Raw genomic sequence first — 24,541 nt, forward strand, 5'->3', positions numbered from 1 at the left:
TTCAGGGTTTCCTCGACCTCCCCTTGGAGGATTTTGTTTCGGTACTTCGTTCCCCAAACGATATGATAGTTCAGGTTGTAAACAGAAGTCCGACCATGTGTGAGTTTGTTTTCTTTATTCATATGCCAATTATACCACTTATTTTTTTACCATGTGTAACGATATCTATTGAAAATAAAAAAGAAAGTGGGCAGGAAACACGGCCTTGAAAGACCGTGTTTCCTGCCCACAATCAAAAAGCTGAGTTCAGCACGAACGCCGAACGCAGCTTTTTCATTTTCTTTGTCTATTCCATGATTTAACAAATGGAACCGCACTCTCCCAAATATTCGTTCCGACGAAAAACAAACCAAATATCCATTTGCTGCGAACGATCCAATTTGAAACCAGTTCCGCAGATGAATGCGTAATATCAGCGATTACTTGGCTAAATTCGGGGTTGAACAACGTGATATCAGTCAACATCACAATAACCACGATAACCAAAGCCACATTATATACAGCATTCACTGTGGCTAGCGGTAGGGTCCACCAACCCTTGATATATTTCCATATAGAGAACGCCAACTGGAATACCGCCATAATTAAGATAACCGGTAGATAAACCTCCAACCGTTCAAGATTAAAGAGTGGCGTGATAATCATGTTTTCGGCCTCAATATTTTGGTAAATGGCAATCAGTTGCGGCCGTAAATAAATCATCGCTACGAATAAAATGGTCAGGAACATTTCAAAGATAATGTCACCGCGGGAAATCTTTCCTTGTGCGTCAGCAGGTACTTCAGGTAAATCATCCGGTGTCCATTTTTTATTTCCAAATGGCAAATCGCCTGTTTCCGTTTCCGTTCGCTCAAGGATGACAAACACCAAGGTTACCCAGAATGCCCCCTGCAGTGCCCCTGAAATGACTGCAGAAATCAAGTCTCCAATAAAGCCGGCAATTTGATCGATGTAGTTACCATCTGTAGGAAACGCTATTATCCACTCCAAAATGGTTATGCCCAACAATACGAATATCACGATGGCTATGACCAATTTCAAGATTGAAATATATTTATGATAATAGCCAGGACCAATTAAATATTTTTGTTGCGGATTGTATTCACCTGCAAGTTTCCAAGGGTTACCAAGTTTGGTCAGCACCTGATGCACGTCTTTCTCCGTGTAGTTGTCAGGTAGCATATCTTCAATGTTTGCACGCAGTTCTTTTCCGACATCGCTTCGAATATCCTCAGGTAAATACTCTGTTACCGCATGGATATAACGTTCAATCAGCAACACGATCCTCATCCTCCTTTAACAAAATTTCCATTTGATTGGAAATGACTCTCCATTCTTTCTTTAATCGCTTATATACTTCTTTACCGTTTTCACTTAATGAATAGAATTTACGGGGACGGCTTTCGCTCGTATCCCATTCACTGATAAGCAGACCTTGTTTCTCCAGTCTCCTCAACAAGGGATAGAGGGTACCGGCTTCAATTGGCGCTTTTTTCTCCTCTAACTTTTGAACGAGGGAATATCCGTACTCTTTCGTATGCAATTGACTGAGAACCAAAAGAACCAACGTTCCTCTTTTGAGTTCAACACTAAGTGAACTAATCAATTCATCGATTACATCCATTGCTATCACCTCACCCCTATTATAGTGTACGACATACATTACTTGCAAATTTTTAATATTAAATAATAAAAGAGCTTTGAAATGCCGAAATCAGCAATATTCAAAGCTCCTGTTTATCTTTCGTCATCCAGTTTTATCTCCATTTGAATTGGGCTGGATTGGGTTCATTTTGTACTGCAACAGCACGCAAAGCTACTTCCATCCGTCCACACTCTCGTGCAGCAACTTCCTCGATTTCTTCCCACGGTGCATCCGTCCCTACTTCACTGTAGGCTACAGCAAGGGCGCCGTAATAAGCTAAACCGATACAATGCCGAGCGGAATGAATGGTTGCGGCGCAATGGCCAATTGCTCTGGCAGCGGCTTGCGGGACAGGGTTCCCTTCTGCTTCTCTTGCAGCGGCATGACAGGTAAGAATTGCTGGTTTGGCTTCCGGGAATTTTATTTCGCCTAATAACCATTTACGCGCGGCCTCCAAAGCGGCTTCCGGGCGTTTGTCATGCGGATAATTTTTTCCCCACAGTGGGAGAATCACGTGTTCCGCATACCCAATTGCCCAAAAAGCTAATGTCGCCTTACTTTGCGTTTCTATCACCGCTTTAAGTGTCTGGATATAGGGCGCATCCAGGTTCTTCAATACCTTCCTTATTTTCGACATGCTTGCTCACTCCATATGCTCATTTAAAGACTCAAGGTTGCATCGCACCGAAAAGAACAAGCCAAGCCAGGATTGATTTCGCAACGAGGCTGAGCACAATATAGACGCGCTCACCATAGAGATAATTCGCCCATTTTCCGACTTTCAGATATTGCAGGATCATATTAATAGGGAAGGTGTTGAATGCAACAAAATAAGTGCCAACAATTGCCCATACGAACCAAGGAACATCTTCGAAATTACCTGTCCCGAACATGTACAAAAGGATGGCAATCCAGGGTGCAATTCCCGCCACAGAACCCCAAATAAATGGACCCCAATTGACATTTTCTCTCGGTTGGCCTGCATTTAATTGCTCCATCACCAGGCCGAAAAGATTCATCGCGGCATTGACTATAAAGATCAAGATGAGTGAAGCAATATCATAGATACCAAACAAGGTAGCAATGAGTACGATCATAATGGAAGAGCTAAGGGCATACTCGAACCAGCGGAACTTGTTGATGCCCTTTTCCAAATCGGCATTATAGATGGCATTTAATTTATTGGGAATCGCAATTAGAGCATGGGCAAAAGCGGAGATAAGAAGGAATGAGGACACAAGAATCCCAAACGGTAACTCAAACAGGACCCGTGAGGTTGTCTCTAGTGACTGCGTTTCGGGATTGAATGATAGATAAAATTGGATGATTTCTGGGCTAAACTCGGAAATTTTTTGAATGACGGTGGTTGCCAAGAAAAGCATGGCAATACCTTGTACCAAATGTAGACCACCCATAATGAGATTGAAGCGGCGTAATTTTTGTGTGGTTATTTCTTTCATGATTAGCACCCTTTCTACTTTACGACCAAAAAAAATAGAAATTGAATGAGCATTTATATAAATATTTTTTACATGTAAAACCACGCTAGAGCAACAGCGATAGCGACCGCATAATAATGGAACCATTCCTTTTTCTTTCTTATGAGAAAATACAAGACACTCCCCACAACTAGAACCGATAGCACGCCCCCCATCAAGGGTCTTTGATAATATTGGACATTAACGGCAGCCATAAAGGTCGTTAGCGCACCAGCTAATATAACTGCTTTCCCCCACTCCCTTAAACGTGTTTGGTAGACAAGGAAGGCGAGTACTAGCCAAAATACCCCGTATCCTACCCGAGCCCATGAAACAAAATTATATGTATTTTCTGGATCCATAAAACGTTCCAATACCCTGAATAAGAAGAAATATCCTGCGAATGCCAATGCCGCGGTAATCAGACTGCCTACTGTTACCATTATCCCTTTCGATAAATTATCACGAAAACGATTCATCGTAATCACACTCATTTCTGTTTGCTTTTTGCTTAACTATCCCATCATTTCATGACTGTCTTCTCTTTTGCCAATTGAGAAAAAACAAGCGCGCAACGACTAATGCGAAACCTGTGATGGGCAGACTTCTAATCAACACCATAAGCCATGTTTCGCCGACTTCCTTGGTATTCACCAGTAATAGAATGATAAAAGCTAGACCAACTACGGAAAAGGCGATGGCACCAAAGAGATCATTGCGCCATGCCACAATAAGAAGCAACGAAATAATGATAGAAGGAATGTTATGTATCAGAAAACCTAGCAACATTTCACCCAAACCCTGACCTGCTTCAAATACATCCAAAGAAAAAAGGCTTAGAAACGCGATAAACAAGATTGCTAAAACCCTCGGAGCCCAATACAATATTTTTCCATTTTCTTTCATTTCTGCCATCTCCATTTCACAGTTATGCCAGACATGAGAACGTTCACTTGCTCACTATCATTTTACACTTTATTTCCATACAACACAAAAAGGACAGGCAATGCCGGTCCCAAAAACTTATAATTAAAATGATTCTGAGGAGTAGATGCATATTACGCCGTATGTTGGAAGTCTCCTGTCGAAAAATGATAAAAAAGGATTTTGAAGCAACCCTCGCCCCAAAATCCTTCGTTAAGCACTTTACAATTTTCTTTTCCCGGTTATTAATTGGTAAACGAAGATGATTCCGGCAATGACCAACAGGAAGTGAATCAAAGCCCCACCAATTTCCAATACTAACCCGATTAACCATAGTGCAACCAACACCACAATAATGGTCCATAATAGATTTGCCATCATTTCCACACCTCTCTGGTAAGATACCTATTTGTATCCCTTTTCTTTTATTATAGAGATTTTTGTAAATGAGGCCAAACAATACGCTTATCCTAATTAACCATGATTACCAGAACTTCTTTTACGAAATAGCGATAAGCCACCAAATCCACTAATGATTGCCATGTAAAATCCTACGTCATACCACCAGCCAGTATTGATAGTTTCATAAACGCGAATATTTTCGTCAAACCATCCAAAAACAAGAGTGAACGGTGCAATCCAGCCATGCCAGATTCCCCAAAAAAATCCTGCCGGATCTTCAGGTGTGTAAGTGCCATCGCCCGGTATACAACCCGTCAACAAATAAATGTTTATCATCAAGAAAAACAATAGGAACAGTTTCTTTTTCATAATGAATTTCCTCCGTGTATCAACGACTAATGATACTGCAGCAATGAATACGAGCGGCTTTTTTGATGCCTTCTTCTGTATCTCTTTCAAATACAATTCTTTCCTCTGGTGTTAGATCGTTGATTGATAGGAAACTCAAATTAGATAATTTATAGGTTTCCTTCACGTCACTGTCGTTTCCGAACGCGGTTGCCTCAATATTATTTAACACTTTATTCGGATTATTCGCGCCAAGAATCTCCAGGTTACGTTTGTCTTCCTCAGTAAAACGAACTGCCAAATTCAGTGTTGTTGTTTTATAGACCGGGCCACCGTTGAACGTGACGCGCGTTAGATATTCGTTCGTGACATCGTTACAAAGGATATATTCTTTTTCTTTTATTTGCTCCATGTGATATGTTTCCCTCCAAGGTTCTTCTCTCATTTATTATAAACCATTACGGCCATAGTAGTTACTTTTTGTTGTTAACCTTTATAGGCTTTTTCAAGTTCGCTGATATTCATCTTATCCATACTAAGCATCGCAGCACTAACACGATCGGCTTTAGCAGCGTCTGGATCACGCATCATGATGTCCAAAATTTCCGGGGTAATCTGCCACGATAGGCCAAACTTATCTTTAAGCCATCCACAAGAAATCAACTCTCCATCTTTGATTAGCGAATCCCAAAGATAATCGATTTCTTCTTGAGTTTTGCAGTTTACCTGTATGGAGATTGCTTCAGTAAAAGTAAACATTGGACCACCATTTAGTGCGGTGAAATTTTGGCCATTCAATTCAAAATCTATTGTTGATAAATCTCCGACTTTCTTTCCTGCTGCTTTTGCCACTGACTCTGTGAGATACGATTCGTTAAGTATTTTTGCGTTTTCAAACAACGATACATACAAATCCACCGCTTCTTTTGCTTGATCATCAAACCAAAGAAAAGTAACAATTTTTCTCATAAGAATGTTCCTTTCTGATATTCAACACGAGGATTCCCCTATAAATCCTTTGTATTATGATTGCCATGACATGGTGTCTCATTTTAGCTAAAGACCTGTTTGCACCCCAACTCTACCACCAAAATACCACTTATAACAAACTTATTGATCATGATTTAAAGGATAGTTTTGGATAAATTTCCAAAAAATAAATCCGTGATTATGAACTTGTTTTGAATACAAGTTCATAATCACGGAAAAATACTTTTTTACTCTACTTATTGAATCATGACATTCATATAAGTATTGTGTATTTAATTAACTTTAACTTTCTAACTGTGTCCGCTCTACTCCCATAACCTGTATTGAACTACCCCCACCTACGCTATCGCTTAGAGGTGGGGGATTCCTACGAACACCGGGGTATCCCCCGGTTATCTTAATAGGCTATCCCCGCAGCTTCCTGCGGTTAGAAGCCTCATGGCTTCGTTTTTAAGATTGATGCTTGCGTTCAGATCTCGATCATGGTGGGCATTGCATTGCGGACAATCCCACTCGCGCACCCGGAGATTCTTCATCGGTTAAGACTGTTTGCGTGTCAACAGACAGACATTCTCAACATGCGTCGTATGCGGGAACTGGTCCACGGGCTGGACGGTCACGAGTTCGTATCCGAAGTCGCGCAGCCACACCAGATCGTCGGCCAGGCTCTTCGGGCTGCAGGAAACATAGACGACCTTGTCGGTACCAAAACGGCCGATACTGCGCATGACCTTGCCACCGGCGCCGCTTCTGGGCGGATCAAGGACCAGCAAATCGGGATGGCCCCAGACTTCATTCAAATCGATGAGTCCTTGGCGGGCGTCGCTGACCATAAAGAAGGTATTAGCCAAACCGTTATCCTCTGCGTTGCGGCGTGCCGAAAGGATCGAATTTTCGACGATTTCGATGCCGGCGAGGTCCTTACTGTTTTTGGCAAGCGGCAGGCTGAAGGTGCCAACCCCGCAGAACAAGTCCAGGACGCGCATGTCCTTGTTCACGTCGGCCATTTCCAAGGCCAATTCGACCAGTTTTTCGGCTTGGACCGGATTAGCTTGGAAGAACGTGTCCGGCCAGATCCGGTATTTGAAGCCGTTCAGTTCATCATTGATGTAGTCACGGCCATGCAGGATGTACGTGGCATCGGCCTGGATGCGTTCCGTCGCCGTCGCATGTTCCACCCATTGCAAACTGACCAATTTCTCGAATTGGGCGGTCAGGCGTTTGACCAACTCGTCCGCCGCGGCCTGATACTGTTGCGGCGCTTCTGTTGCGTAAAGGACGACCATCATTTCTCCCGTCGCAAACGACATCCGCATCAACAAGTTGCGCAACAAACCAGTTTGGCTCGTTTTGGAATAGCCAGGAAGGTCGAAATCTTTCTGCCATTGGCTGATGATGTGCTTGATTTCAACCATCACTTCCGGTGCCAGGATGGAATCCTCCATATCGATGACCCGGCGGAAGTTACCTTGTTGGTGCATGCCGAGTTCGCCGTTTTCCCCGAAAGTCAGTTCCATCTTGTTGCGGTAACGCTTCGGGTTGTCCATGCCGATGATCGGCTTCACTAGGGAGGCATCAAAGCCTTTTTCCTTCAAATAGCCCTTGACCATCTCCATTTTGTATTCCAGTTGGGCATCGTAATGCATGTATTGCAGCGGTGTCCCCCCGGAAACAGCCTGATCGGTCGGGATGGCGAGATTTCGGCTTGGTCCCGGCTGCAATAATTCATCGTAGTCCACGACCGCTTTGCGCCGGCCTTTGGCATTCGGGATCGTTACCCGAACGACATCACCCGGCACCACATTGGTGACATTGATATTCAAGCCCTTCCCGTTCGAACCTTTGTCCGGTGGATGAACGTGTTTAGCGTAGCCATAACCACTGGCGTTGATATTTTTTATCGTTACTTCCAATACTTCGGTTGGATAAACCTTCTTTTTCATTTTTTCACCTCAAGATTGTACTTTGTCCATCATGACTAAAACTGTTGGTCAAATTCTTTTCCATGCCATTATACAAAAATACAGTTACTCAAAATAGAATAACTCTTCAAATTTTTTATCCAAAGCAATGCAGATAGTAAGGGCCAACTTCGCATTTGGATTGTATTGGCCCGTTTCGATCGAGCTGATTGTATTACGTGATACTCCGACCATTTCCGCAAGTTGCGTCTGAGATAATTTTTTCTCATTTCTGGCTTCTTTCAAATGGTTTTGTAAAATCAATTTTTCGTCCATAGCTCACCTATAAAATATTTGAGGTAATAATCAAATCACGGACATGGATGATCGAGAAAAGTAATGTTAAGAGGATATAAATCACCGCAAGCCAGATGTCTCTTTTTTTCTTCAGATGCATTGCCTTTGTAGTGTACCCAGTGGCTAAAGCAGAGGATACAACAGCGTATAGGCCGTAGTTCGTTCCACCACCGACAAATATCTGGATGACGATAAAAACAGTGGCGAGGATTGCTGCCACAACAGTCGCTGAATTTCCTCCGCTTTGACTTACTTCCTTTTCATACACATCCTGGTTCTTGTTCTCTTTTCTACTTTTGGCTAAAATTTCCTCCTTATTCATCCCAATACCTCCTATCAAGATGCCAAGTTACCTTGTCAATATTATACACCCGCCTAGTTTGCTTTGCAAACGCTCGTATAAAATCCCCTTGGTGCACCTTCTCATTGTGAGTTTGATGTGCGAAAAGCACAAAAAAATCCCCCTAAAGTAGGTTAATCTACTTTAGGGGGAATATTTTATGCTTTTACTTATTTGCTGTAATTTCATCGATTTCTTCTGGCGACAGATCTTTATATGCACCAAGATAAGTTAAAACGAAAGTGACTCCAAAAGAAATGGCAATAGTGATCAACGTATTTATGAAGTTCCCCCAGCTACCATCTGGTGAGATGTACGCAGGTAATGCAGCCAAGCCTGGATCGGATAGAGCGAAACCTTTGACACCGACGATACCAGCGTATAAACCACCGATGAACCCACCTGCAATAATCGAAATCATCGCTTTTTTGATAGGAATCGCCACACCATAAAGTGCCGGTTGCGAAACACCCAAGAGCGCAGTAACTGCTGCAGAAACAGAATATTGTTTGTAGCTATTCGATTTTGTGCGCATTGCGATTGCAAAGGCAGCACCCGCCATCGCCATATTACCCGGTAATAAACCTGTCATCATCAAATTATCAAATCCGACTTGTGCTAAATTTTGTGCAGATATTGGAATCAACGCATAATGACCACCGGCCATGATAATAAACATTCCAAATCCACCTAAAATAGCAGAAACCAACCAACCTGCAAATTCATTCAACCAAGTAATTGAAACACCTAGTGCATTACCGAAGAACGTGCCGACTGGACCAATGACAAGTACACCCAGGACGCCTGTAAGCATCAGGATTAAAACAGGTGAGAATACACCTTTAATCATTTTCGGGAGGACTTTATTCACAGCTTTTTCAATATATGACTGCGCCCAAATGATTAAAATAATCGGAATGACAGATGAAATGTAAGTGTTGTGTGCAACTGGTATTCCAAAAAAATCTCCTGTTCTTGTTTGAACTGCCTCTGTAAATTCTGGATGAACCAAGAATAGCGCTACACTGGCAGCCAGAGCGGGATTGGTCCCAAAGACTTTTGCAGATGAATAAGCTAATAGTACTGGCAAAAAGTAAAAGACAGCATCAGCAATATGATAAAGAATAAATTGCTCTGCGGTTTCAGGCTGTATGATATTAAAAGTCAAAAGTAAGATGATGATACCTTTAAGAATTCCGGCACCCGTCAATGCAACTAAATTAGGGGCAAAAATTTCTTTCAGTCCCATTAACAATTTGTCAATTAAAGATGTGTCTTTTCTTTTTTCTTGACTTTTCATAATGTATCCTCCAAATTATATTGATTTTTTTATATTAGTTTCAAAATCACAACTAATATATTACCATTAAATAATCATTTACAAAAGATTTAAATTGCCAATTACTTAACAAAACCAAGTTAATTTAAAAAACTTACGGGATAAATATAAAGTTATTTATAAAATAAACCGATTTCATTTCTTTGCTTTTTCATTCACAAAAGTCAGCTTCCTTGATAAAATTATTTTATCTAGGAAGCTGACCTCGTAACATTTATTTAGTTTGCCTTCTCCATCATAACAACTGTCTCAACATGCAATGTTTGCGGGAACAAGTCCACTGGCTGCGCTTCGGTCGCTTTGTAGCCTTTTTCATCGAAGATTGCCAAGTCACGTGCTAATGTTGCTGGGTTACAGCTGACATAAACGATACGTTCTGGATTCATTGCGACTGCTGCATCTATAAATGAAGCTTCCAATCCTTTACGTGGCGGATCCACTACAATGACATCCGCTTTAACATCATTTTCTGCCCATTTAGGCAGTAATTCTTCAGCTGCACCTACTTCAAAAGTCACATTGCTAATGTTATTTTCTTCGGCGTTGCGTTTCGCCATTTCAATTGCATCTGGAACAATTTCCATCGCAAAAACGTGCTCTGCTTTTTCGGCCAAAGCCAATGAAATGGTTCCAATTCCACAATAAGCATCCACAACCGTTTCTTTTCCAGTTAGTTGCGCTGCATCTACAGCTAATTGGTAAAGTTTTTCCGTTTGTGTCGGGTTAATTTGGTAGAAAGATTTAGAGCTGATTGCAAATTTATGGCCTAACAAGTTATCATGATAAACATCTTCTCCATAAAGAACGATGTTTTCTTCACCTAAAATAACATTTGTCCGTTTCGGGTTGACGTTTTGAACGATGCTCACAACTTCTGGTAATGCTTCACGGATATCTGGAATAATTTTACTTAGGGGGAATAGTTTCGCAGTACGCGTAACCAAAACAATCATCATTTCCCCTGTGTAATAACCGCGACGAATCATGATGTGGCGGATATTCCCGATATTTTTTCTTTCATCGTAAGGCTTAATACCATATTCTTGCAGGATATCACGCACTTTGACAATCGCTTCATCGATCTTTGGATCCTGGATATGGAAATTCTCCATTGGAATCAATTCGTGTGTGCCTTTACGGAAGAATCCCGTCACTAATTTGCCATCTTTGCCACGTACAGGGATTTGCGCTTTGTTACGGTAACCCCAAGGATTACTCATACCAATTGTTTCATGAACCTTGATATTTGGTAATTTTGCAATACGTTTCAAGTCTTGTGCGACCATGTTTTGTTTAAATGCCAGTTGCGCACTGTAACGCATATGTTGTAACGGCATTGTTCCAACGCGCGTACCGAGTACATCGATAGTTGGAATGCGGTCCTGTGAAGTAGTCAAACGTTCTTCAATACGGGCATAACCATATGTTTTACCTACTTTTGTAACTTTGACTTGTGCTTTTTCGCCAGGAAGTCCGTCTACCACAAACAAAGGAAAGCCGTCTACTTTGGCAACGCCTAATCCTTCAGAAGTTAAATCTTCAAATGTAACGGTTAATTTATCATTCTTTACTACTGGTGGTGCTTCATAATTTTTTTTCATAATTTCTCCTTATTGGTGCCTGATAGGTGAGAGGGATTCATTTGAATTATACAAGCTTATAGTATAACACGACAGAGGCGATTACCACTCATTTATTTTTCTAAATTTGCAATTTCCTTCAAAAGTTTTGCTGTATGATTGTTCAGCTCAGCCGGGGAAGCATAGTCGGTCGTATTTCCCAAAATACGTATATGCTGATGCAAGTTACGGAAAGTGACAGGGCCTGTCCCTCCGAACTCGCCATCCAGATTAAGTAAAAGAGGTTGTTGATCCAATGATTCGGCTGTTACAAATGAAGTATGGATATATTCTACTTTGGGATGAGTGATGTGCTTTCCATTTTGGATAATCATCCCCAGTATTTGCAGAATTTCAAATATGCTGGCAGTCTTGATAATGAAAAGCGTAAACAAACCATTTCCCATCAACATATAAGGGTCGATATTTTCAATTCCGCCAACCGATTTTGTGAGTGCCACAAAATACATGGAGGCTTCTCCGACAAAAACGCCCGCTTCATGTTCTATTCGCATTTTGATAGGTTTAACCAACAGCAATTTTTCTGCACCTTTTATTAAATAGGCTAAATAACCAAAAGCACCCTTCAGGCGAGGTGGAATCCCATAGGTAATGTCCGATAAATAGCCGCCCGCAGCAATGTTGACAAAGTATTTATCATTCGCTTTCCCTACGTCCATGGGAATCGCCTGTCCTTTAGCAATAACTTTAGCCGCCTCCAGTAAATCACCTCGTGGGATTTTCAAGGATCGGGCCAAATCATTGGTGGTTCCAGCTGGGATAATGCCAATAAGTGGCCTCTTAGGTAAATTGCTGATACCATTGATAACTTCGCTGACTGTTCCGTCTCCGCCCGCAGCAACGATTAATTCAAAGCCTTCCAGGGCCGCCCGCGTCGCTTCTTTAGCGGCAGACCGCGGTTCAGGTGTTGTTTCGTAGGTACTCGTTTCATAACCGGCCTCTTCAAGAATTCTGAGGATAGCCACCAAGTATTTCGTGATTTGTTCCCGACCGGATACTGGATTATAAATCACTCTTGCGCGCATGTCACACCTCCTTGTCCTTTAAGATAATTATACAATAATCCTTGTACAAAAGAGCCTTGAAATGGTATGCTCTATCTTGTAATTATTTCCACGAACTCCCCCAACTTCCCATAAGTTGCTCAAATTAAATTATAAAATGCATAACTTCATGCTTTCATCCGATTACCAAAATTTCTGATGATACTTTCCTCTAGCAATTAATCCGAATCTCCCTTAATATATGTAGTAGTTATATTGAACAACAAACACAACATGTTGTGTTTATATAAAGATTGAGGAGTGATTCGAGTGGCTACTGAAATAAATTCCACTTTAAAACATGGCTATGAACAATTGAACAGAGACATAGAACAATTCGAAGCAGTATTCCCTATTACAGAGGATATGCACATTACTTATAGTGGTGTGGCGCGCTTAGTTATGTTGGACCGTTACTCTTTCAAGGATACAAAGAAAACAACCCTTAAAGAAGGCGACTTCGTATTATTGACCGTTAAAGAAGACCCTAAGTATCCAGCACGTGGTACAGGTACGGTCATTTCCTTGGACTGGGATAAAGGTGAAGCGCTCATCCAGGTTTCTGAAGAATACCGAGCAACGATTGACTCCTTCAGTGAAGCAGAAGATGGTATCGTAAAACGCGCAATTATCACATTGGATAAACCGTTAGAATTATTCTATGAACAAATTGCAATGCGTAACGCGCATGGCTTGGCCCAGGTTGAAATAACACCAGAAAAACGTTATGAGGCTTTTGTTAAATTCTATGAAGAACAAAAAGTTAAAAATTTCATTCCAGCTGGTCGGGTTTTATATGGAGCAGGTTCTGGAACAGACGTAACATACTTTAACTGTTATGTGATGCCAATGGTTCCCGATTCACGTGGCGGCATTTCCGATCACCGTAAAAAAGTAATGGAAATCATGAGCCGTGGTGGCGGTGTTGGTACGAATGGTTCCACTTTACGTCCGCGTCATGCATTGGCACGTGGAGTAAATGGCCGTTCATCCGGTTCTGTATCCTGGTTGGATGATATCGCGAAATTAACCCATTTAGTTGAACAAGGCGGTTCTCGTCGCGGTGCCCAAATGATCATGTTGACAGACTGGCATCCAGACATTATTGAATTCATCATCTCTAAAATGCAAAATCCGCGTATTTTGCGTTATATCATCGAAAATTTCGAAGATGAGCAAATTCGTACATTAGCACACAACAAATTGAAATTCACACCCTTCACACCTAAAGAAACAAACATGTATACAGGTATCGTAAACTACAAGAACATCCCTGGTCATGGCGGATTCGATCATTCCGTCATCCGCGAAGCAGAATTAAAACTTCGTGATGGTGGTACATATACAGTAAATGATGCAGAATTTTTAACAGGAGCAAACATTTCTGTGTGTATTACGGATGACTTCATGGATGCGGTAAAAGCAGACGCAGAATATGAACTTCGTTTCCCGGATGTTGAAAATTACTCAAAAGAGGAAATGGCACATTACGATGCTGAGTGGGTAAATGTCGGTGATGTACGCGAGTGGGAAGCTGCTGGCAACGCTGTTCGCGTTTACCGGACTATTAAAGCCCGTGAGTTGTGGAAATTGATTAACGTTTGTGCGACTTATGCTGCTGAGCCAGGTATTTTCTTTATCGACAACGCGAACAAAATGACTAATGCACAAGCATACGGTCAAAAAGTTGTCGCGACAAACCCTTGCGGGGAACAACCTTTGGCTCCTTACTCTGTATGTAACTTAGCTGCCGTTAACTTGGCAGAAATGGTTAACAAAGATTTACAAATGGTTGACTTTGCGAAATTGGAAAAAACAGTTCGTATGGGTGTCCATATGCAGGATAACGTCATTGATTCAACACCTTACTTCTTGGAAGAAAATCGCAAACAAGCGCTTGGCGAACGTCGGGTAGGTTTGGGAATCATGGGATTGGCTGATATGCTGATTTACTGTGGTGTACGTTACGGTTCCAAAGAAGGAAACCAATTAATCGACCAAGTATTTGAAACAATCGCAGTGACTGCTTATGAGGAAAGTATCGAGTTGGCTAAGGAACGCGGAAGCTTCCCATTCCTGGTTGGTGAAACAGGTCGCGAAACACAACAATTACGCGAAAAGTTTGTTAACTCCGGCTACATGAAACGCATGCCAGAACATGTTCGTGAAGGCGTCTTGAAATATGGTATCCGTAACTCTCACCTCTTGACTGTTGCGCCTACTGGTTCGACTGGTACAATGGCTGGGGTTTCCACTGGTCTAGAACCTTACTTCAGTTTCTCTTACTTCCGTTCTGGACGGTTGGGTAAATTTATTGAAGTGAAAGCTGAAATCGTCCAAGAATATTTAGACCGTCATCCAGAGGCGGATCCAAATAACTTGCCAGACTTCTTTACAACTGCAATGGAATTGGCTCCAGAAGAACATGTTGATGTACAAACAACCATTCAACGTTGGGTAGATAGTTCCATTTCTAAAACCGTAAACGCTCCTAAAGGTTACACCGTGGAACAAGTAGAAAAAATCTACGAACGTTTGTATGATGGTGGTGCTAAAGGTGGAACGGTTTACGTTGATGGAAGTCGTGACTCCCAAGTATTGACTTTGAAAGCAGAAGAAAACTTGTTCGAGGACAATTACGAAGCAGACGAAAAAGAAGCAGCAAAAGTAAACAAGGATAAAACTTTCTTGGTTGAATCCATTGTCGACCTGGAATCGACAGACGTAACGATCGGTAACGAAATTGGCGATACTTGCCCAATTTGCCGCATCGGAACGGTTGAAGATTTAGGTGGCTGTAATACATGTAACAACTGTGCTGCACAATTGAAGTGCGGACTATAAGATAATAGTTGAAGCGAGAACCTATCATGGTCCTCGCTTTTTTTGTTATTCTTCTTTAATTCCTTCAGCAATTAATACGCTATTCCTAAGTGCATAAAGCGAGCCACCTAACATGGCACAACCGGAAAATAGCATGAGCCAGGAAATCGGGACGCGATCAGCCAGTGGACCGAATACAAGCATTCCAAGCGGCATGGTGATGGTAGAAATCATGGTTTGGACACCGAAGACGCGGCCCAGAAAAGCATCCTCCACTTTCTCTTGCATCAATACCATGCTGGGTGCGTTGAGCATAGGGACGACCAAACCGATAATCCCCATCATGGTCATGTATATCCAAAAATCGGGAATAACTCCCATTCCAAGCGTACAAACCGCCATAACGATGACGCTCCCGATAATGGTATGCATACGATTCTTAAAACCAGACCAGGCCGCAATAATTGCACCGCCTACTATCATCCCACTGGAAAAAGTCACTTCCAGTGCCGATAAGCGCCAGACATCATTACCAAAGGTCCGTGTTACCTGCAAAGGAGAAAGGAAAGCCGGGGGCACGAACATAATAAAAATAAAAGCATAGTAGATGAACAAATTGCGGATAAAAACATGGTCACGGATATATATAAAGCCTGCTTTCATTTCATCCAGGTAACGGCTCTCCATTCCGATCGGTTCTTTTTCGGGAGTAGCGACTCGCAGGAAAAACACGACAATAATGATTGCCAAGACAGCTGTTATAACATCAATCATGAAAATTTGCGCCAACGAAAAATAATTGAGCAACAATGCGCTAATCATCGGTGAAATCAAGGTTACCATTGCTTGAATGGTCCCGTTCAAGCCGTTCACCCGCATCAACTTATCCTTGGAAACGATTTGCGGGATAATCGCACTTACGGCTGGCATCTGAATTCCGCTACCAAAAGCACGAACCGATGAGGCCACCAACAAAACCCAGATGGAGTCGTAGCCGCTGGCAAAAAGGAAGACGAGAAATAATGTCGAAAGCGCAATGAATGCATCAGAGAGGGCAATAAGGTTTTTACGGTTATAACGATCGGCCCAAACACCGGCAAAAGGGGAAATGAAAAAGGTGGGTAAAAAACCAAAAATTACAGCCAAGGTCATGACAAACCCTGATTGGGTTGTCAGCGTCAGGTGCCAGGTAATGGCATATTGGACAATAGAGGAGCCGATTAACGATACCGTTTGGCTACTTAAAAATAAAATGATATTTCGTTTCCATTGTGAAAATTGATCTCTATCCATACGTGCTCCTCCTTCCTGAATGGAAGTCGTCCTCTTTTTCACTCTTGTTCGACTGGCTCCCCCGCTTCAATCACGACTTTATCGCGGAAAGCCAGCAACGCCACTATAATCATCACGAGCCCGGTAAAAACCAAGATATCTGTAATCGCAAGGCGGTCGGCCAAGGGACCAAAAATAGCCATTCCGATGGGAATCACGAGATTCCCGAACATGGTAGCCACGCCGAAAACCCGACCGAGATAAGCTTCCGATACTTTTTCTTGCAGGAGCACCATACTTGGTGTACTTAAAAGAGGGACCACAAGTCCCACAACACCCATCAGGCTGATAAAAAACCAGAAATTTTGAACGAGACCCATGGATACACCACTCAAACCAATCAAAAAGGCCGAGAATAAAACGGAGTGCATCCGATTGCGAAAGCCTCCACTAACGATGACCACCCCACCGCCAATAATCATACCTGCTGAAAAGGCAATTTGGAGGGTCGATAAACGCCATACCTCGTCACCGAAGACGCGCGCAACATGCAAAGGAGATAAAAAATTGATTGGTACAAACATCAAGAAGGCAAAGGCATAATAACCAAAAAGTTTACGAATAACTACATGATCACGGATGTAGGTAAAGCCGCTCTTTAAATCCTCGATATAGTAGGTCGTTGGTACTTCCCTTGCCTTTTTATGGACGGGAATTTTAATAAAAAATCCAACAATAATAATCGCAATCAGAGCAGTGATAACATCAATCATAAAAATAGTCGCCAATGGTAAATAATTCAATAAAAACCCACTTATCATAGGCGAGAATAAATTACCCATGGAATTAATGGTTCCGTTCAACCCATTGATGCGCATTAACTTTTTTTCCGGTACAAGTTGGGGGAAAACCGCGCTAACTGCGGGAGATTGGATGCCTGAACCAAAAGCCCGAATGGATGAAATGATTAATAAAACCCAAATAGAATCATAGCCCCTATAAAACAGGATAGCCAGAATCAACGTTGCGATTGCGATGAAACCATCTGCCATGACAATAACTTTCTTGCGGTTAAAGCGATCCGCCCAGACTCCGGCAAACGGCGCTATAAATACAGTAGGTAAAAAACCAAAAATAACGGCCAAGGTGAGTATGAATCCTGATTTTGCCGTCAGGGTTAAATGCCAGGTGATGGCATATTGCACAATCGTTGAGCCAATCAAGGAAATGGTTTGGCTGAAGAGAAACAAACTGATATCCCTTTGCCACTGTGCTTCATAGTATTTGGACATGGTTTCACCTCCTAGCCCTATTTTACCACGCTTCCTTGCCAACCCGTATTACTTCGCAACTTTTAAAATCGTGGTATACTGTTACCAATTAGAATTAAAAGGATTGAAAGATATGACAAGAGAAGAAATCATCAGTAAACTTGCCCTTCTGCCGGATTTACCAGGTTGTTATATCATGAGGAATGTTGATAACGAAATCATCTATATCGGGAAAGCAAAAAATTTACGCAATCGCGTAAAATCCTATTTCCAACAGAAACACGAAGGAAAAACGGCTTTGCTCGTGGCTGATATCGATCATTTTGAATTTATCGTGACAAAGACCAACAAAGAATCTTTGTTACTGGAAATCAGTCTCATCAAACAATACCAACCAAAATATAATATTAAACTGAAACAAGGGACGATGTACCCTTATTTAAAAGTGACCAATGAAAAAGACCCGCAGCTTATCATCACTTCCACGGTGGAGGATGATGGCGGCATTTATTTTGGCCCTTACCCGCACGTTTATGCAGCGACCGAAACGCAACAATTTATTCAAAAAGTCTATCCTTTACGTAAATGCGCCCGTAATGCGAAGCGGGCTTGTTTGTATTACTCGATGGGTCAATGTATTGGGTGCTGTGACCATGAGATTTCTAAAGAGGAATATGCTGCGCAAATTCAGAGAATTTCCCGTTTTCTGAATGGCGAAGTAAAAGAAATCAAATTGAACTTGGTCGATAAAATGCACAAAGCTGCTGAACGCATGGATTTTGAACAAGCTGCCGATTATCGTGATCAAATTCGTTATATTGAAACAACCGTTGAAAAACAGACGATTATGTCTCGTGACTACACAAACCGAGATGTCTTTGCTTATCATATGGATAAAGGTTGGTTGTCGATTCAAGTGTTCTTGTTGCGACAATCAACAGTCATCAAAAGGGAGGCTGCCCTTTTCCCTTGTTATGGGACACCCGAGGACGAGCTCCTGTCATTTATCATGCAGTTTTATCAAGAGCAAAATCATATTTTACCTAAAGAAATTTTGGTCCCCGAAGGTGTCGATACAGAATTGTTGGCGGAAACTTTGGAAACAATTGTACGCGTTCCGAAACGTGGTAATAAAAAAAGTATTCTTGACTTGGCAACCACTAACAGTGAATTAGCGTTAAACGAGAAGTTTCTATTGATTGAGCGCTCTAACCATAAGACTGTGGGTGCCATTCAAGAGTTGTCAGAAGCGCTTGGAAATGAGTATATAGAGACGATTGAAGCCTTTGACCACTCGAACATCCAAGGAACAAACCCGGTATCTGCCATGGTCGTATATAAAGATGGTAAGCCCGATCGAAAAGCATACCGCAAGTATAAAATTAAGACAGTCGAAGGAAGCAACGAGTTTGCGACGACACAAGAAGTTATCCGTCGTCGGTATACGCGCTTACTGCGGGAACAAAAACCCTTGCCTGATTTAATTTTGATGGATGGTGGTAAAGTTCAAGTTCGTGCTGCAAAAGAAGTTTTGGAAGATGAGTTGGGACTGGATATCCCGGTTGCCGGGATGGTAAAAGACAACAAACATAGAACGGCTTCTTTGTTGTACAATGATGAAATCGTAGAACTCGACCCACGTAGCCAAGCTTTCCACCTCGTCCAAAGAGTCCAGGAAGAAGTTCACCGTTTTGCGATTACTTTCCACCGTCAAGTACGTGGCAAGAACAGTTTCTCTTCGCAACTTGATCAAATTGACGGTGTCGGTCCAAAAACCCGCAGCAAGGTGATGAAGCATTTTAAAACAATGAAAAATATGCGTGAAGCGGATATAGAAGAGTTCAAAAAGCTTGGTATCCCGGTTAAAGTTGCTGAAAATATCCAAGCTGCCTTCAATGAATGAGTGCCGAATAAGTAGCCGCGTGGTATACTTAGTTCACACTATTTAGGTTGTAACAAAGGAGGAAAAAAGATGAGATTAATCGTTGATAGTGCTTGTGATTTATCTTTATCTTATTTAGAAGAACACAATGTAATTGTGGCTCCCCTATCCGTTATCGTAGATGATAAAGAATATGTAGATATGATAGAGATCAGTAATGCACAAATTTATGCATTAATAAAAGAAGGTAAACATCCCCGCACAAGTCAGGTGCCATTAGAAAAATTCGACTCTGTGTTTCGTAAGTTAGCGGCTGAGGGTGAGAGTGCTATTTATATTGCTCTATCATCAGAGTTATCAGGAACTTATCAAGCTGCGGTTTTAGCAGAGTCACACGTAAAAGAAGACTATCCAGATTTCGATTTACGCATCATTGATTCCCGTCATGCTTCTTTAGGGATTGCCATCATAGTCCGTGAAGCAGTCCAAATGATGGAAGATGGTTTTGAGACGGAGGAGATTTGCGAACGCCTAACGTTCATGTCGCACAATGTCACTTCCATTTTTACTGTTGAAGACTTGAACTATTTGGCTGAGGGTGGCCGTCTCTCTAAATCAAGCGCGTTCCTTGGCGGTTTATTAAACATTCATCCCCTATTGGAAGTCATCGACGGTAAATTAGAAGCAAAAGAAAAATTCCGAGGTCGCAAACGAGTGCTTAATCGAATGTATGAGCGCTTGAGTGAGGCAACAGATATTAAAGATCAAACTGTTTTAATCGTTCATACGAATGACACGGAAACAGTGAATGAAATGAAAGAGCATATCCAAGCCCAGTTTGGGCCAAAAGAGGTGCTTGACTATCCAGTGGGTGCCGTAATTTCTGCTCATACTGGTATAGGGACACTCGGTTTGTTCTTCATGAATAAATATAAATAACAAATAAGCGTTGAGGGTGAGACAAAAGTCTCACCCTCTTTCCTGTATACGAATATCTGTATTCTAAACGTGCGACAAAAGGCAGCCCCGGCGTCACTTCACGAATAAGCGGAAGATGGTCCGCTACCATCTTCCGCTTATTCGCTCCAGTGATCCGGGGCTAACCGCCTTTTTTCCCACTCTCGACGCTTTTATTTTGTTGGGAATGGCACAACGTTGCCTCCAAATGGTTTATCTGGAAAAACAGGGCCTCTTTTTTTGCGTAATAAAACCGATATTTTCGCTTCTTCTTCATCCAGGTCTTCACTTTCGAAACGGGCAAAGAGGACTTCATCATTATCGATCAACGTTGCTAAAATACGATTATCGGTACGCGGGATATAGCCCAGCATATAACCGTCTTCCAGTGTAACAGCAATGGCTTTGGGATCGAATTCATTGCTCGGTTCCCTAACCAGTTGCAAAACTTTTCCTTTGATGACAACTTCTTCGGCAATTGTTAAATCCCGAAATCGTGTGCCAACAATTTTTGTATCCAATATCACTGCGTCAGATGTGGTTTCATTTTCGATTACATTTGAAACAGGTAGATATTTGACTTCTTTTTCCGGTCCTATTTCCATATGCAACAACTTATAGACAATTCGACTATTTTTTCTGTTCTCTTCTTCTTCACGCAGTGTTTCCAACGCTGTCAGAACGGTATCGTCATCCTCCCACTCATCGGCATACTTGCGTAAAACCAATAAGGCCATACGACGGAGTTTCGGTTGATAGTATCCCAATATTTTGATACACCACTCGATATCAAAGAAATCCTGTTCAAGCATATTCTTCAAAAGTGCTTCCAACCACATGTTCACTTTAACCAGATCACTGGATTGGGGTTCTGAATTTTCCACAAAAAGTAACGGCAATTCAAATAATTGCTCACTCAGTAAAGCGAAGAGGTAATCACTCGCTTCCTGAAAGTATTTTTCCGGATAGTGAACCAGAAAGAAATCAAGTAAATTTAAGCCCAATGGATTACGTGCCAGCATTGTCGAGAACACATGAAAATCCGGTTTCATTTCCAAAAATTGCAACGTATTTACAATCAGGTAGTCGGTTTCATTTGGGTTAATCATTTCCTTCATCACGGTATGTTGCCATTTTGGTTTATTGAGGAATACTTCCACAGAACGGATGAGTTTTTCGTAGCGATCGAATCGATGGTTCCAATAACTGTTGATCGGTTCAGATTCATTGACTTGTGCATCCAAATATTGGTAATCATATTTCCAGCTATCAATAACTTTTAACCAAATCGTAACTAAAGCGGCCTCATCAATAAAGGTATTGGCAAAAGTCCGATGTTCAACAAGTTTTTCCATAAAGCTCAATGCCTGGGCCGATAAAGATTTTTGCTCGAGTTGTTCTTGGTAAGCCATGATATACATGAAATCACTATAATTCTCTTCATCGATTTCTGTTTCAAATAGGTGATGGCGAATGTCCGTTTTTTGTAAGGCGATATTGACGTAAATATTGGACAACAAATTACTTTTTACGCCACTCTTGATGACCCACTTTTGTTGTTCTTCTGTGATGGGTTTCAGTTGAAACAGAGCCGCCAAACGTCCATAACCGGTTGTATGTTGCACCAGGTCGAACAGGATTTCATTATGTCGAAAATGTGCATGATAGATACTTTCTGTAACGTAGATGGTGAACTCACTATGATAGCCGAGAACCTTGAAAATTTTTAAGGTAATATCATGTGGGTAGAACCCGATCAGGATAATACCTAATTTCACCATATCCGCTTCACGACTATTTCGAGCCAGTTTCATTCCTAAATCATGTAATTCAAGTTGCGTAAATGAGCCAATTTCGATCAACACACGTAACCTTTCCCTGAGTTCGATAAAGAACGTCCGGATTGGTTGTTCCAGCAGTAGTTTCGCTATTTTTTCCACTTCATCGGTAGTGATAGCTTCACGAATCGCATCACAACAATTACGTGCCATATCTTCCTTTTGGCTATAGGAAATCCCTTCACTCAGCAAGATATACAGAGTATCCTCTCTGCCTGCTGTTTCAGTGTCTTGAAAAACATAAGGTAAGGCTGGATGCTCTTCACGTTTTTTTAAAATAGTTTCATAAATACTTTCATGATCCGCCATAACAACCCTCCTACTGTATTGTTTCTTTATCTTGATGATAACATAATCAAAGGACATAAAGGCACAAAAAATCGCGGTTTGGATTAACCGCGATTTTTTAGATTCATTATTCATTATAGTTGGGTGTAAAACGCCGCTCTGGCAGAACTACGCCTTGGCTCTAATATAAATGTGAGGATAATGATGATAATGCCCACGATAATCGCGCCGACAAATATCCACACGAAGGTTAAACCGGACCACTGATCTGAATTTCCCGTGATCGAGGCACTAAAGAAGGCAAGACCCGCAATCCAGATCAAGATGGGGACAAAATAGAGGAAGGAGTAGTAAAACTCGAGACGGAAAAGCCGCCATTTGTTCCCTTGCATCAAAGCATCGCTCTTGGCTAATATTTCCTGGTTTGGTAAATCGGGTTCATCATAGTAGATGAAATCAGCCATTGCCCATGCATAGGTTTTGATAATACCCGGTATGATAAATAATAATGACCAAAGCATGATAAATAGTTGTTTACGGAAAGCAAAACCGACAACTTTCATTGGTTGATATTTAAACGGCATAAAGAGATGACCTACTGACATTTTATCTCCGTCCTGGATATCCAAAAAGCCCCAATGCAGGCCAATGGTTAAAAGTGCCATAATAAAAGAAGCAATAATCGAAAAAGTGACACTAATGACTAATTCTCCTCCTGACAACTGTTCGCTATAGCCATTTGTTGTAAAACCCAACTCGGGGGTAAATAACGATTGTAAAATGGAACTAATAACAGTGATGATGAAAAAATTCCCGATTGCGGCTAAATAATTGCCGCGTAGATTATCGCTACCCTGACGCCGAATATCAGCATTGCTCAGCATCTTAACACCTTCCTTTTATTTAAGATTTTGTCCGCAGTTCGGGCAGAAATTTGCCCCCACTTCATGTATTTGCCCACAATTAGGACAGCGACTTGTTTCTGGGTTCGAACCTACTTGATATAATGTTAAGTCGTCTTCAGTGATTGTGGTAGGCCTTCCTTTTTCGATCGCTTTACCTACTTCCGGTTTCAGCTGGTAGAAAGTATCGCAACAGGTCGTTTTAACAATGTAACGCTTGCCGAACGTAATGATGGGAATAAAAAACAGTCTGAAGCGATTTCCTACCAAGTAAACCTCATACCTGCCAAAATGACCACATTCTTTGCAAGTTATGGTTTGGTTATAGTCCAATAGTTTTTGAAAATATTTAATATCAAAAAATAATATCATCTTTTACACACTTTCTATTTAATGATCAGTAATCGCAACTGGCCTACTTCTTCTTCCGTCAAAGTAATCCCTTTACTCATCTTCGTATGATCGGGACTCCAATCGCGGATATCATATTTTTCCTGACCGCCGTTCCAGCTCACAATATTCAATTCCTTGGTCCAGCCATTTGGGGAAGTACTCAATACCCCAACATGTGCGACGATTTCATATTTAATATCTGCCATCAATAATCACTCCTTAATTTGTTTACTATAGTAAGTCTAAGTTTTTTTTGCTTAAAAAGCAATTTTTTGATTGTGGGCAGGAAACACGGTCTTTCAAGGCCGTGATGAATGCCCACTTTCTTTTTTATTTTCAATAGATATTGTTACACATGGTAAAAAAATAAGTGATATAATTGTCATATGAATAAAGAAAACAAACTCACACATGGTCGGACTTCTGTTTACAACCTGAACTATCATATCGTTTGGGGAACGAAGTACCGAAACAAAATCCTCCAAGGGGAGGTCGAGGAAACCCTGAA

General features: G+C 41.5%; 28 protein-coding genes. 4 read left to right on the plus strand and 24 right to left on the minus strand.

What is annotated here, in order from left to right; all coding sequences use genetic code 11:
- From ACTU7M_RS11090 to ACTU7M_RS11175, 18 genes are all read right to left on the minus strand, one after another.
- Nucleotides 1-122: transposase (locus tag ACTU7M_RS11090; RefSeq protein ID WP_443474488.1), on the minus strand; the 122-nt coding region annotated here is incomplete at its 3' end.
- Nucleotides 123-273: 151 nt separating this feature from the next.
- Entirely contained in the window at nucleotides 274-1,281 is a 1,008-nt protein-coding gene (locus tag ACTU7M_RS11095) for a hypothetical protein (protein ID WP_443474462.1), read from the minus strand.
- On the minus strand, nucleotides 1,268-1,624 hold the full coding sequence (locus ACTU7M_RS11100; RefSeq protein WP_443474463.1) for a PadR family transcriptional regulator: 357 nt from the start codon (nucleotides 1,622-1,624) through the stop codon (nucleotides 1,268-1,270). Before ACTU7M_RS11100 ends, ACTU7M_RS11095 begins: the two co-directional genes overlap by 14 nt.
- Nucleotides 1,625-1,757: 133 nt before the next feature.
- Nucleotides 1,758-2,282: a putative immunity protein gene (locus tag ACTU7M_RS11105; RefSeq protein WP_443474464.1), complete on the minus strand. Its 525-nt coding sequence runs from the start codon at nucleotides 2,280-2,282 to the stop codon at nucleotides 1,758-1,760.
- Nucleotides 2,283-2,313: 31 nt separating this feature from the next.
- The gene (gene heR / locus ACTU7M_RS11110; RefSeq protein ID WP_443474465.1) at nucleotides 2,314-3,105 is read right to left on the minus strand and encodes a heliorhodopsin HeR; all 792 of its coding nucleotides are present in this window, start codon (nucleotides 3,103-3,105) and stop codon (nucleotides 2,314-2,316) included.
- A 68-nt stretch (nucleotides 3,106-3,173) separates the two neighbouring features.
- Nucleotides 3,174-3,602: a hypothetical protein gene (locus ACTU7M_RS11115; RefSeq protein WP_443474466.1), complete on the minus strand. Its 429-nt coding sequence runs from the start codon at nucleotides 3,600-3,602 to the stop codon at nucleotides 3,174-3,176.
- Nucleotides 3,603-3,651: 49 nt separating this feature from the next.
- Nucleotides 3,652-4,029, minus strand: a complete 378-nt coding sequence (locus ACTU7M_RS11120) for a DUF7670 domain-containing protein (protein ID WP_443474467.1) — start codon at nucleotides 4,027-4,029, stop codon at nucleotides 3,652-3,654.
- Between the two features lie 240 nt (nucleotides 4,030-4,269).
- Nucleotides 4,270-4,425, minus strand: coding sequence for a lmo0937 family membrane protein (locus ACTU7M_RS11125; RefSeq protein WP_443474468.1), 156 nt, complete (start codon nucleotides 4,423-4,425; stop codon nucleotides 4,270-4,272).
- 96 nt (nucleotides 4,426-4,521) lie between these two features.
- A complete protein-coding gene (locus ACTU7M_RS11130; RefSeq protein WP_443474469.1) occupies nucleotides 4,522-4,818 on the minus strand; it encodes a hypothetical protein in 297 nt (98 codons plus the stop codon).
- Nucleotides 4,819-4,837: 19 nt separating this feature from the next.
- Nucleotides 4,838-5,209, minus strand: coding sequence for a hypothetical protein (locus ACTU7M_RS11135; protein ID WP_443474470.1), 372 nt, complete (start codon nucleotides 5,207-5,209; stop codon nucleotides 4,838-4,840).
- A 74-nt stretch (nucleotides 5,210-5,283) separates the two neighbouring features.
- On the minus strand, nucleotides 5,284-5,766 hold the full coding sequence (locus ACTU7M_RS11140) for a VOC family protein (RefSeq protein ID WP_443474471.1): 483 nt from the start codon (nucleotides 5,764-5,766) through the stop codon (nucleotides 5,284-5,286).
- 413 nt (nucleotides 5,767-6,179) lie between these two features.
- Nucleotides 6,180-6,323, minus strand: coding sequence for a zinc ribbon domain-containing protein (locus ACTU7M_RS11145; protein ID WP_443474472.1), 144 nt, complete (start codon nucleotides 6,321-6,323; stop codon nucleotides 6,180-6,182).
- Between the two features lie 3 nt (nucleotides 6,324-6,326).
- Nucleotides 6,327-7,730, minus strand: a complete 1,404-nt coding sequence (gene rlmD, locus ACTU7M_RS11150) for a 23S rRNA (uracil(1939)-C(5))-methyltransferase RlmD (RefSeq protein WP_443474473.1) — start codon at nucleotides 7,728-7,730, stop codon at nucleotides 6,327-6,329.
- 84 nt (nucleotides 7,731-7,814) lie between these two features.
- Nucleotides 7,815-8,024, minus strand: coding sequence for a helix-turn-helix transcriptional regulator (locus tag ACTU7M_RS11155; RefSeq protein WP_443474474.1), 210 nt, complete (start codon nucleotides 8,022-8,024; stop codon nucleotides 7,815-7,817).
- A gap of 7 nt (nucleotides 8,025-8,031) precedes the next feature.
- Entirely contained in the window at nucleotides 8,032-8,367 is a 336-nt protein-coding gene (locus ACTU7M_RS11160) for a DUF6442 family protein (RefSeq protein ID WP_443474475.1), read from the minus strand.
- Nucleotides 8,368-8,551: 184 nt separating this feature from the next.
- Entirely contained in the window at nucleotides 8,552-9,685 is a 1,134-nt protein-coding gene (locus ACTU7M_RS11165) for a PTS transporter subunit EIIC (RefSeq protein WP_443474476.1), read from the minus strand.
- A 257-nt stretch (nucleotides 9,686-9,942) separates the two neighbouring features.
- On the minus strand, nucleotides 9,943-11,325 hold the full coding sequence (gene rlmD, locus ACTU7M_RS11170) for a 23S rRNA (uracil(1939)-C(5))-methyltransferase RlmD (protein ID WP_443474477.1): 1,383 nt from the start codon (nucleotides 11,323-11,325) through the stop codon (nucleotides 9,943-9,945).
- 92 nt (nucleotides 11,326-11,417) lie between these two features.
- Nucleotides 11,418-12,389, minus strand: coding sequence for a diacylglycerol kinase (locus ACTU7M_RS11175; RefSeq protein ID WP_443474478.1), 972 nt, complete (start codon nucleotides 12,387-12,389; stop codon nucleotides 11,418-11,420).
- A gap of 288 nt (nucleotides 12,390-12,677) precedes the next feature.
- Here ACTU7M_RS11175 and ACTU7M_RS11180 point away from each other — a divergent pair, with 288 nt between their 5' ends.
- Nucleotides 12,678-15,251: a vitamin B12-dependent ribonucleotide reductase gene (locus ACTU7M_RS11180; RefSeq protein WP_443474479.1), complete on the plus strand. Its 2,574-nt coding sequence runs from the start codon at nucleotides 12,678-12,680 to the stop codon at nucleotides 15,249-15,251.
- A 45-nt stretch (nucleotides 15,252-15,296) separates the two neighbouring features.
- Here the strand turns inward: ACTU7M_RS11180 and ACTU7M_RS11185 are convergent, their stop codons facing one another.
- Together ACTU7M_RS11185 and ACTU7M_RS11190 are read right to left on the minus strand one after the other, a co-directional pair.
- Nucleotides 15,297-16,523: an MFS transporter gene (locus ACTU7M_RS11185; protein WP_443474480.1), complete on the minus strand. Its 1,227-nt coding sequence runs from the start codon at nucleotides 16,521-16,523 to the stop codon at nucleotides 15,297-15,299.
- A 38-nt stretch (nucleotides 16,524-16,561) separates the two neighbouring features.
- Complete coding sequence (locus ACTU7M_RS11190) at nucleotides 16,562-17,794, minus strand: MFS transporter (protein WP_443474481.1); 1,233 nt, start codon at nucleotides 17,792-17,794, stop codon at nucleotides 16,562-16,564.
- Nucleotides 17,795-17,906: 112 nt separating this feature from the next.
- Here ACTU7M_RS11190 and uvrC point away from each other — a divergent pair, with 112 nt between their 5' ends.
- Nucleotides 17,907-19,676 carry an excinuclease ABC subunit UvrC gene (gene uvrC / locus ACTU7M_RS11195; protein WP_443474482.1) on the plus strand — a complete coding sequence of 590 codons (1,770 nt, stop codon included), beginning with the start codon at nucleotides 17,907-17,909 and terminating at the stop codon, nucleotides 19,674-19,676.
- Nucleotides 19,677-19,745: 69 nt separating this feature from the next.
- Nucleotides 19,746-20,594, plus strand: a complete 849-nt coding sequence (locus tag ACTU7M_RS11200; protein ID WP_443474483.1) for a DegV family protein — start codon at nucleotides 19,746-19,748, stop codon at nucleotides 20,592-20,594.
- Nucleotides 20,595-20,785: 191 nt separating this feature from the next.
- Here ACTU7M_RS11200 and ACTU7M_RS11205 read toward each other — a convergent pair whose 3' ends face one another.
- The 4 genes from ACTU7M_RS11205 to ACTU7M_RS11220 all read right to left on the minus strand — a co-directional run bounded on the left by ACTU7M_RS11205 (nucleotide 20,786) and on the right by ACTU7M_RS11220 (nucleotide 24,239).
- Nucleotides 20,786-22,759: an HIRAN domain-containing protein gene (locus tag ACTU7M_RS11205; RefSeq protein ID WP_443474484.1), complete on the minus strand. Its 1,974-nt coding sequence runs from the start codon at nucleotides 22,757-22,759 to the stop codon at nucleotides 20,786-20,788.
- Between the two features lie 113 nt (nucleotides 22,760-22,872).
- Complete coding sequence (locus ACTU7M_RS11210; RefSeq protein WP_443474485.1) at nucleotides 22,873-23,622, minus strand: DUF975 family protein; 750 nt, start codon at nucleotides 23,620-23,622, stop codon at nucleotides 22,873-22,875.
- Nucleotides 23,623-23,637: 15 nt separating this feature from the next.
- Nucleotides 23,638-24,012 (minus strand): zinc-ribbon domain-containing protein, encoded by a 375-nt coding sequence (locus tag ACTU7M_RS11215; protein WP_443474486.1) that lies wholly within the window; start codon nucleotides 24,010-24,012, stop codon nucleotides 23,638-23,640.
- A 14-nt stretch (nucleotides 24,013-24,026) separates the two neighbouring features.
- Nucleotides 24,027-24,239 (minus strand): YdbC family protein, encoded by a 213-nt coding sequence (locus ACTU7M_RS11220; protein ID WP_443474487.1) that lies wholly within the window; start codon nucleotides 24,237-24,239, stop codon nucleotides 24,027-24,029.
- Between the two features lie 180 nt (nucleotides 24,240-24,419).
- Here ACTU7M_RS11220 and ACTU7M_RS11225 point away from each other — a divergent pair.
- Nucleotides 24,420-24,541, plus strand: a 122-nt coding sequence (locus tag ACTU7M_RS11225) for a transposase (RefSeq protein ID WP_443474488.1), incomplete at its 3' end; no start/stop codon positions are given.

The organism is Jeotgalibaca sp. A122 (assembly GCF_052266715.1).
Taxonomy (GTDB): domain Bacteria; phylum Bacillota; class Bacilli; order Lactobacillales; family Aerococcaceae; genus Jeotgalibaca.

Coding starts and splice junctions, on each gene's coding strand:
- ACTU7M_RS11220 (WP_443474487.1), bottom strand. CDS start 24,239: ATGGCAGATATTAAATATGAAATCGTCGCACATGTTGGGGTATTGAGT.
- ACTU7M_RS11125 (WP_443474468.1), bottom strand. CDS start 4,425: ATGGCAAATCTATTATGGACCATTATTGTGGTGTTGGTTGCACTATGG.
- rlmD (WP_443474473.1), bottom strand. CDS start 7,730: ATGAAAAAGAAGGTTTATCCAACCGAAGTATTGGAAGTAACGATAAAA.
- ACTU7M_RS11120 (WP_443474467.1), bottom strand. CDS start 4,029: ATGAAAGAAAATGGAAAAATATTGTATTGGGCTCCGAGGGTTTTAGCA.
- ACTU7M_RS11190 (WP_443474481.1), bottom strand. CDS start 17,794: ATGTCCAAATACTATGAAGCACAGTGGCAAAGGGATATCAGTTTGTTT.
- ACTU7M_RS11215 (WP_443474486.1), bottom strand. CDS start 24,012: ATGATATTATTTTTTGATATTAAATATTTTCAAAAACTATTGGACTAT.
- uvrC (WP_443474482.1), top strand. CDS start 17,907: ATGACAAGAGAAGAAATCATCAGTAAACTTGCCCTTCTGCCGGATTTA.
- ACTU7M_RS11185 (WP_443474480.1), bottom strand. CDS start 16,523: ATGGATAGAGATCAATTTTCACAATGGAAACGAAATATCATTTTATTT.
- ACTU7M_RS11205 (WP_443474484.1), bottom strand. CDS start 22,759: ATGGCGGATCATGAAAGTATTTATGAAACTATTTTAAAAAAACGTGAA.
- rlmD (WP_443474477.1), bottom strand. CDS start 11,325: ATGAAAAAAAATTATGAAGCACCACCAGTAGTAAAGAATGATAAATTA.
- ACTU7M_RS11135 (WP_443474470.1), bottom strand. CDS start 5,209: ATGGAGCAAATAAAAGAAAAAGAATATATCCTTTGTAACGATGTCACG.
- ACTU7M_RS11165 (WP_443474476.1), bottom strand. CDS start 9,685: ATGAAAAGTCAAGAAAAAAGAAAAGACACATCTTTAATTGACAAATTG.
- ACTU7M_RS11115 (WP_443474466.1), bottom strand. CDS start 3,602: ATGAATCGTTTTCGTGATAATTTATCGAAAGGGATAATGGTAACAGTA.
- ACTU7M_RS11145 (WP_443474472.1), bottom strand. CDS start 6,323: ATGAAGAATCTCCGGGTGCGCGAGTGGGATTGTCCGCAATGCAATGCC.
- ACTU7M_RS11200 (WP_443474483.1), top strand. CDS start 19,746: ATGAGATTAATCGTTGATAGTGCTTGTGATTTATCTTTATCTTATTTA.
- ACTU7M_RS11155 (WP_443474474.1), bottom strand. CDS start 8,024: ATGGACGAAAAATTGATTTTACAAAACCATTTGAAAGAAGCCAGAAAT.
- ACTU7M_RS11140 (WP_443474471.1), bottom strand. CDS start 5,766: ATGAGAAAAATTGTTACTTTTCTTTGGTTTGATGATCAAGCAAAAGAA.
- heR (WP_443474465.1), bottom strand. CDS start 3,105: ATGAAAGAAATAACCACACAAAAATTACGCCGCTTCAATCTCATTATG.
- ACTU7M_RS11210 (WP_443474485.1), bottom strand. CDS start 23,622: ATGCTGAGCAATGCTGATATTCGGCGTCAGGGTAGCGATAATCTACGC.
- ACTU7M_RS11160 (WP_443474475.1), bottom strand. CDS start 8,367: ATGAATAAGGAGGAAATTTTAGCCAAAAGTAGAAAAGAGAACAAGAAC.
- ACTU7M_RS11130 (WP_443474469.1), bottom strand. CDS start 4,818: ATGAAAAAGAAACTGTTCCTATTGTTTTTCTTGATGATAAACATTTAT.
- ACTU7M_RS11105 (WP_443474464.1), bottom strand. CDS start 2,282: ATGTCGAAAATAAGGAAGGTATTGAAGAACCTGGATGCGCCCTATATC.
- ACTU7M_RS11175 (WP_443474478.1), bottom strand. CDS start 12,389: ATGCGCGCAAGAGTGATTTATAATCCAGTATCCGGTCGGGAACAAATC.
- ACTU7M_RS11100 (WP_443474463.1), bottom strand. CDS start 1,624: ATGGATGTAATCGATGAATTGATTAGTTCACTTAGTGTTGAACTCAAA.